Here is a 7,137-nt window from a genome sequence, read left to right as displayed (position 1 = left end):
CTTCGGCCATCTGCACGGACAAGGAAAGGCGCAGGACTTTCCGCGCCCTCATCTCTTGTCCGTGTACGCCGCGAAAGCGGCGGTCCGTGAGGATGGCCAAAGGCCATCGTCCGTGGTTAAATCCCTTCCTTAATCTGAGCGGGCCATCTGTGTCATCTGCGGATATATCCGCCTTCCGTCAAGCGCGATCCGCGTCCTGAATGTCGATTCGACCCAGAGCGTTTCCCCAAAAAGTGGTTCCCCTTTTTGGATAAGGAAGAGCGACAAAGCAAAGACGTGAGTAGCGCCGATCTGATTCCATCAGATCAAAAAGCGCTCTAACCGGCGCTGTTGAGATAGTCTTCGGAACGCATTTCTTCGAGACGCGAGACGGTGCGCTCGAACTCAAAGGCGCCGTCGCCTTTCGGATAGAGCTGTTCCGGTTCGGCGTCGGCCAGAATGACGGCGCGGGTCTTCGCTTCGTAGAGCGCGTCGATCAGGCCGACGAAACGCCGCGCTTCATTGCGCTTGTCGGGCGACAGCACGGGGACGTCGGCGATAAACACCGTGGTGAAGCGCTCGGCTATGGCCAGATAATCCGCCGGGCCGTTATTGGCGACGCACAGTTCGGCAAAGCTTGCGCGCAGCATCGGACCCGCCGTGCGCGCCAGATGGACTTTACGCTCATTGACCGTCAGCACCGCCTCGCGCTCGCCCATGCCGCGCGTCATATCGGCCCACAGGGCGTCGAAAGCGTCGCGCGCCTGCGGATCGGTGGTCGGAAAAAAGTAGGTCTGATGACCGCGCAGCCGGTCGAGGCGGAAATCCTTCGGGCCATCGACCTCGACCACCTCGCAGCGCTGTTTGATCATCTCGATAAATGGAACGAACAGGTCGCGGTTGAGGCCGTTTTTATAGAGGTCGTCGGGCGGACGGTTGGAGGTAGCGACCAGCACGACCTTGCGCGCAAACAAGGCCTCGAACAGGCGCCCAAGGATCATGGCGTCGGCGATGTCGGTGACCTGCAATTCGTCGAAGCACAGAAGCTGGGCGTCGCGCGCAATGACCTTGGCCGCTGGCGCGATCGGATCGTCGCCCTTGTGCGTACCGAAATTGATTTTGCGCGTCTTCGCGTCGCCTTCGCGCCACAGTTTGATCAGGTGGTGGACCTCCGCCATGAAGGCATGAAAATGGATGCGGCGCTTGGCCTTGAGGCGCACATGCTTGAAGAACAGGTCCATCATCATGGACTTGCCCCGGCCCGGCGGTCCCCACAGATACATGCCATAGACGCGCGGACGCAGGCCCAGCAGCAGGCGCCAGAACGACCGGCTCATGCGGATGCGGCGCTCCAGCTTGAAGAGTTCCTGAATCGCCGCCTTCTGCGCGGCGTCGGGCGTCAGTTCGCCCGATTTGATCAGGGATTTGTACTCGCTGCGGATGCCCATAAGCGCTTTTGCGTTTTGCGAGCCGTCAAGGCTCCACCATCACAAGCGTCATAACCGATCCGGCTTAAGATGGCGTCAAAAAAATGCTGCGGGTGCGTTAAAGTCTGCGGCTGATCGCTTTCGCCACCTGAATGCCGTGCGCCGCCGAGGTGGTTACGCACGGGTGCCAGTAGTCGGTGACCTCGCCGCAGGCGTAAACGCCGGGCAGCGAGGTTTCGCCGAAGCGATCCACCTTCACGTAACCGTTGTCCAGCTCCGGCGTCAGGCCGTCCGGGATCACCGCTTCGAAGCCGTACATGACGCCGAAGGCCGCAAAGGGTTCGCCATTGACGGTCATGGCGGTCTGGTCGGCCTCATAAGGCCCGACAATCACCGGAACATCCGCGATCATGTCCTGCAACAGGTTTTGGGCGCGCGGCGGGGTGCGTGAGAACACCGTCGGGCGACCGCCGCGATCCCTGACGAAGCGCGCCTGATCGAAGGCGTTGTCGCCTCCGCCGAGAACGGCGACCGGCTTGTCCAAAACATCGAGCGCCTCCATCGCTTCGCCGGGGCCGATGGCGACCTTTGCAGAGGCCGTAAAGCCGCCGGAACGCGGCCTTGAGCCGGTGGCGATGACGAAAAAGCGCGCTTCGACATCGCCCTGCGCTGTTGTCACGCGCCGCCCGTCCGCCGAAACCTGCGTCACCGCGCAGCCGCGCAACACCGGAACGCCTAAAGCCGCGACATGCGCGTCGAGCGCTGCGGCGACCTGCTGACCGGTCCTGCCCTGTACGCCCGGTATCCAGAGATTCTCGTAAGGGCTGCGTCTTTGCAGTCCGCCCAGCCGGTCCTGCGCCTCGATCAGCAGCACGTCGGCGCCTAACTTATGCAGCCAGATGGCGCAGGCCACGCCCGCCGGGCCGCCGCCCGCTATGATCACCCTTTCCGTCATTACCGCTTTCTTAGATGTTGATCGTGATTGCGTATCGCATATTTGGAGGCGTTTGCGCCACTATGGGGTGTCGAAAGATTTTGCGTCAATCTGTTGCCATGCAAGGAATTGCAACAAAAAATAAAATCTCCATACGTCTTTTTGATTAGGCGGTTCGTTAATCATTGTGTATGATTGTAACAGGACGTGATCGGAGTAAACAGTAGCGTAACCACGTCCCACAGGAGGCGTACCATGAGGCTATTGTGCGTTGAAGATAATTCCAACCTGCGCACCACCGTGGATCTGATGCTGGCTGCGACCGGCATTGAGGTCGATTTCGCAGATAATGGCGAAGAGGCCGTCGAGGCCTGGCAGCTCACCGAATATGATGCGGTCTTGATGGATATCGAAATGCCCGGCATGAACGGCCTGTCGGCTGTGCGCGCCATTCGTCAGATGGAGGACGGTTTCAAGCTCGGCTATACGCCGGTGCTGTTCCTGTCCAGCCACAATGACAATGTGCATGTCGAGCTGGCGGATGAAGCGGGCGGCGACGGCTTTCTGGCCAAGCCGTTCACGACGGAAGGCCTTCTGGGCGCCATCAACGGTCTGATGCAGCAGCATCGCGGCGGAATGAACGGCCTGCTGGTCGCGGCGCAGTAAGTAAAAAGCCCCGCCAGCACAGGTTTTACCCTTGTCATCCTGATCAAAAAGGCCCATGTGCCCGGCATTGCTGGCGCATGTCGCCTTTTTGCTCAGGAGTTCAGCATCATGGGTTATCGGGTCGCCGTCGTGGGCGCTACCGGCGCTGTCGGGCGCGAAATGCTCGCCATTCTCGAAGAGGTCAACTTTCCCGTTTCCGAGATTTACGCGGTCGCGTCGCGCAAGTCGATGGGGATAGAGATCGGTTTCGGCAACAAGAACCTGGTCTGCCAGAATCTCGAAACCTTCGATTTTTCCAAGGTCGATATCGTGCTGATGAGCGCGGGCGGCGACGTGTCGAAAGAATGGTCGCCGAAGATCGGCGCGCAAGGCCCCATCGTCATCGACAATTCTTCCGCCTGGCGCATGGACCCGGACGTGCCGCTGGTCATCCCGGAAGTGAACCCGGATGCGGTCTGGGACTGCAAGAAGAAGCACATCATCGCCAATCCGAACTGTTCGACCATTCAGATGCTGGTGGTGTTGAAGCCGCTGCACGACGCCGCAACCATCAAGCGCGTCGTCGTCTCGACCTATCAGTCGGTCGCGGGCGCGGGCAAGGCGGGCATGGACGAGCTGTGGGATCAGACCAAGGCGATCTATGGCCTTGGCGACAAGGAGCCCAAGAAGTTCACCAAGCAGATCGCCTTCAACGTCATTCCGCACATCGACGTCTTCATGGAAGACGGCTACACCAAGGAGGAGTGGAAGATGATCGTCGAGACGCACAAGATTCTCGACCCGACTATCGACGTCGTGCCGACCGCCGTGCGCGTGCCGGTCTTCGTCGGCCATTCCGAGTCGATCAATATCGAGTTCGAGAACCCGATGGACGAGCAGCTTGCGCGCGAGATCCTGCGCGAGGCGCCCGGCGTCGCTGTGGTCGATAAGCGCGAAAACGGCGGCTATGTCACGCCGATCGAGGTGGTCGGCGAGTTCGACACCTATGTCTCACGCATCCGCAACGACCCGACTGTGCCGCACGGCATTTCGCTGTGGTGCGCTTCGGATAACCTGCGCAAGGGCGCGGCGCTCAATGCGGTGCAGATCGCGCAACTGCTCGACGAGCGCGGCGTGATCGAGGCGCGCGCGGAGGCGTAAAACCCGACACACAAAACGAAAAAGCCGGTGGGTTACGCGCCACCGGCTTTTTTTGCGTCTCGGCTTCTGGCGTCAATGCACCAGACGCAGCTTGCCGATGCTCTTGTGGATGTCCTGCATGGCGCCGCCAAGCTCCGTCGCTGAGGTCAGGTTGTAGTAGTAGGACTTCTGACTGGCGCAGTTTTGCAGCAGGGTGGAGTCGCCTTCGATGATATTGACCACGAACAGGGTGACGCCCTGATCCTTGACCGCCTGACAGGCCAGCTTGGTGCGCGCGTCGATGTCGCTCGTCGTCGAGGTCCAGCGGTTTTGCGTATTGGCGCCGTCCGTGACCAGGATCATGTATTTGTCAACGTCCTCGTCCGTCCACGACACGCCCGTCGTATAGGGCGCGTCCGGCGACAGCATCTCCATGCCGAACTGCAGGCCGACCGTGATATTGGTGTTGCCATTGGTGGTCAGGTTGTTGACATAGGATTTGACGCTGGTGATGTCGTTGGTCATGTCCTTGACCGTGGTGAGATTGCTCTGCGCGCAACTGGCGGCGATATAGAGCGTGTCAGGGCGGCTGGCGTCTGCGGCCTGCGCGGAGGCGTCGAAATCCTGAGTGCGGTCAGACAGGCAACCGGTCCACGAATTGGCGATAGTGTCGAGGTCGCCCGACGGAAAATTCGTATAGCCGCTGGTCGATCCGACATAGCCGCTGCTGCTGGCGGCGCTGCTGGTGGTCAGGCCGGACGCCGTCACCACCTTTTTCAGGGTCGTCGGATCGATATAATAGGTCTCAGTATATTTGAAGATGTTGTACTTCTTCTTGCTGATCTTTTCGTAAGCGTAGCCGACCGCCGTGTAATAGGTTTTGTCGCCGCTGGTCGAGGTCTTGTAATACAGCGCCGGGGACGCGGTGGACTGACAAGAAGACGGATTCTGGGCCGTGTCGCAGATATGGTCATACACATCCCACACCGCCAGACAGGCGTGGTAATCGACGCCCGGAACATAGGTGTATCCGTAATACCAGCTTCCCGTATAATAGCCGTTTTCGTGGCTGGCGCAGTTGGAATAGTCGATATAATCGAAGTTTGACCCGGAGGCGATGCGCACCTGCGTATCGAACGGCGCGACGCCGATCTTCACATCCTTGCTGTTATTGCCTTCCATGCTGTAAAGCGTGTCCAGCACCGAACCGACGGCGGATTTCAGATTGCTGATGCGCGTCCCGGCCATCGAGCCGGTGGTGTCGAGGACGAAGACCAGCTCGAACGGATTGACCTGCGACTGCGCCTTGGACTCGGCGTGAAGAGTCTGATCGCCCATGCCGATCAGACCGAGGAACAACGGCTTGAAGCTGCCTGACACCGTATAGGTCAGTTGCGTGATATTGCCGCTGGTGTTGGCCGACAGGTTGTAACTCAGACCGGACAGCTTATTGGCGCCGAAATTCTGCAAAAAGGCGGTATTGGCGGCAGTCTGGGCGGCGGTCAGGCCCTGGTTGTAGGTCAGCGCGCCGCGCAGGGCGGCGGCGTCGGCGGCGTCCTGCAAATCGCCTCGCGTCGTGTTCATATTGGCCATGTCGATCGCGCCGCCGGTGACGGCGACCAGCATCAGGGCGCTGAGGCTGAAGATCATGGTGACATTGCCGCGCCGGTGGGTGACGAGGCGGCGCAGCAGGGAAAGTAACGCGGTCATGGCCCGTCCGGATCAGGGTTAATCGTCTGAATGTGCCATGTCGCCCTTAACGCTTGGTGTCGGTAAAGGGTAAACAGCGGTTAACGCCTGTTACCGGCGTAACCAAAAGGCTGGCGCGCCGGGTTCGGACACGGTAAGAGGCGCCATGCCTCGCCCGAACGCTCCCATAACCGCGCCCGCATCCGCTTTCGCTTCGCCTGTGGTGATGGGCGCGATCTGTTATGCGGTGTGGGGGCTGGCGCCTCTGGCCTATGGGCCGATCCACGCCTTTGGCGGCGGCGCGCTTGAGATCATCGCCCATCGCGCCGTCTGGGCGCTGGTCCTGCTGTTCGTCCTGATCCTGATGACGCGGCAGGGCGGGGCCTTGCTGGACCTGTTGCGCGCGCCGAAGAAGCTTTTGCTGCTGCTGTTGTCGGCGGCGCTGCTGATCGTCAACTGGGGCGTGTTTGTCTGGGCGGTGACAAATGGCCGGACGCTGGAGACCTCGCTCGGCTATTATCTCAATCCGTTGCTCAATATGGCTATCGGCGCCCTGTTCTTCTCTGAGCGCCTCGACCGCTTCGGTCAGGGCGCGATTGCGCTGGCCGTGGCGGGCGTCGCCCTGCAAGCGGTCGCCATCGGGCAGATCCCGTTCGTGTCGCTGTTTCTGGCCGTATCCTTTGGCGGCTATGGCCTGGTGCGCAAGCAATTGCCGGTCGGCGCCATGACCGGCCTGTTCGTCGAATGCCTGTTCATGTCGCTGGCCGCCCTGCCGTTCCTGATCTGGCTGGAAGGCCGCGGGCAGGGGCATTTTCTGGCCTCGCCCGTTCATATGTTCTGGTTCATGCTGACCGGGCCGGTGACGGTGATTCCGCTGGCCCTGTTTTCCTATGCCGCGCGTCGCCTGCCGCTCTCGACCATCGGCTTTTTGCAGTTTATCGCGCCGAGCATCACCTTCTGCATCGGCCTGATGCAGGGCGAGCCGTTCAGCCTGCTGCGCGGCGTGTCGTTCGCGGTGATCTGGATGGGCGCAGGCGTATTCGCCTTCGGCGCCTGGCGGCGTCTGCGCGCGGTGAGGGCGGCGACGGCTTAGGTCGGATCGACATTCAACGACCATGCGGCTTCCTGCGCCTTCTCCCCTATTGGCGGGAAAGGACATCCACAGATTACGCAGATCAGAAAGATTAAGGGATTTAACCACAGAAACGGAGTTCGGCGCAGCCAAAGCACGGATGATGGCCTTCGGCCATCTGCACGGACAAGGAAAGGCGCAGGACTTTCCGCGCCCTCATCTCTTGTCCGTGTACGCCGCGAAAGCGGCGG

The 7,137-nt window shown here is 60.6% G+C and carries 6 protein-coding genes; 3 read left to right on the top strand and 3 right to left on the bottom strand.

What is annotated here, in order from left to right:
* Window positions 1–317: 317 nt before the first annotated feature.
* The gene (zapE, locus tag ACTHLA_RS09310) at window positions 318–1,427 is read right to left on the bottom strand and encodes a cell division protein ZapE (protein WP_440187796.1); all 1,110 of its coding nucleotides are present in this window, start codon (window positions 1,425–1,427) and stop codon (window positions 318–320) included.
* Between the two features lie 97 nt (window positions 1,428–1,524).
* Complete coding sequence (locus tag ACTHLA_RS09305) at window positions 1,525–2,361, bottom strand: NAD(P)/FAD-dependent oxidoreductase (protein ID WP_440187793.1); 837 nt, start codon at window positions 2,359–2,361, stop codon at window positions 1,525–1,527.
* A gap of 234 nt (window positions 2,362–2,595) precedes the next feature.
* Between ACTHLA_RS09305 and ACTHLA_RS09300 the strand changes: the two genes are divergently transcribed.
* Together ACTHLA_RS09300 and ACTHLA_RS09295 are read left to right on the top strand one after the other, a co-directional pair.
* Window positions 2,596–3,006 (top strand): response regulator, encoded by a 411-nt coding sequence (locus ACTHLA_RS09300; RefSeq protein WP_440187790.1) that lies wholly within the window; start codon window positions 2,596–2,598, stop codon window positions 3,004–3,006.
* A 108-nt stretch (window positions 3,007–3,114) separates the two neighbouring features.
* Window positions 3,115–4,146 (top strand): aspartate-semialdehyde dehydrogenase, encoded by a 1,032-nt coding sequence (locus ACTHLA_RS09295; protein WP_440187787.1) that lies wholly within the window; start codon window positions 3,115–3,117, stop codon window positions 4,144–4,146.
* Window positions 4,147–4,218: 72 nt separating this feature from the next.
* Here the strand turns inward: ACTHLA_RS09295 and ACTHLA_RS09290 are convergent, their stop codons facing one another.
* Window positions 4,219–5,835 (bottom strand): VWA domain-containing protein, encoded by a 1,617-nt coding sequence (locus ACTHLA_RS09290; protein ID WP_440187784.1) that lies wholly within the window; start codon window positions 5,833–5,835, stop codon window positions 4,219–4,221.
* Window positions 5,836–5,980: 145 nt separating this feature from the next.
* Between ACTHLA_RS09290 and rarD the strand changes: the two genes are divergently transcribed.
* On the top strand, window positions 5,981–6,907 hold the full coding sequence (gene rarD, locus ACTHLA_RS09285; RefSeq protein WP_440187781.1) for an EamA family transporter RarD: 927 nt from the start codon (window positions 5,981–5,983) through the stop codon (window positions 6,905–6,907).
* Window positions 6,908–7,137: the final 230 nt, after the last annotated feature.

It is taken from the genome of Asticcacaulis sp. (genome assembly GCF_051956075.1).
In the GTDB taxonomy this organism is placed as follows: domain Bacteria; phylum Pseudomonadota; class Alphaproteobacteria; order Caulobacterales; family Caulobacteraceae; genus Asticcacaulis.
The sequence above is the reverse complement of the archived record's forward strand: the minus strand, read 5'-3'. Positions and strand labels throughout refer to the sequence as shown.

Bases quoted from the DNA above. Each gene is read 5' to 3' on its own strand.
- zapE (WP_440187796.1), bottom strand. From the start codon at position 1,427: ATGGGCATCCGCAGCGAGTACAAATCCCTGATCAAATCGGGCGAACTG.
- ACTHLA_RS09305 (WP_440187793.1), bottom strand. From the start codon at position 2,361: ATGACGGAAAGGGTGATCATAGCGGGCGGCGGCCCGGCGGGCGTGGCC.
- ACTHLA_RS09290 (WP_440187784.1), bottom strand. From the start codon at position 5,835: ATGACCGCGTTACTTTCCCTGCTGCGCCGCCTCGTCACCCACCGGCGC.
- ACTHLA_RS09300 (WP_440187790.1), top strand. From the start codon at position 2,596: ATGAGGCTATTGTGCGTTGAAGATAATTCCAACCTGCGCACCACCGTG.
- ACTHLA_RS09295 (WP_440187787.1), top strand. From the start codon at position 3,115: ATGGGTTATCGGGTCGCCGTCGTGGGCGCTACCGGCGCTGTCGGGCGC.
- rarD (WP_440187781.1), top strand. From the start codon at position 5,981: ATGCCTCGCCCGAACGCTCCCATAACCGCGCCCGCATCCGCTTTCGCT.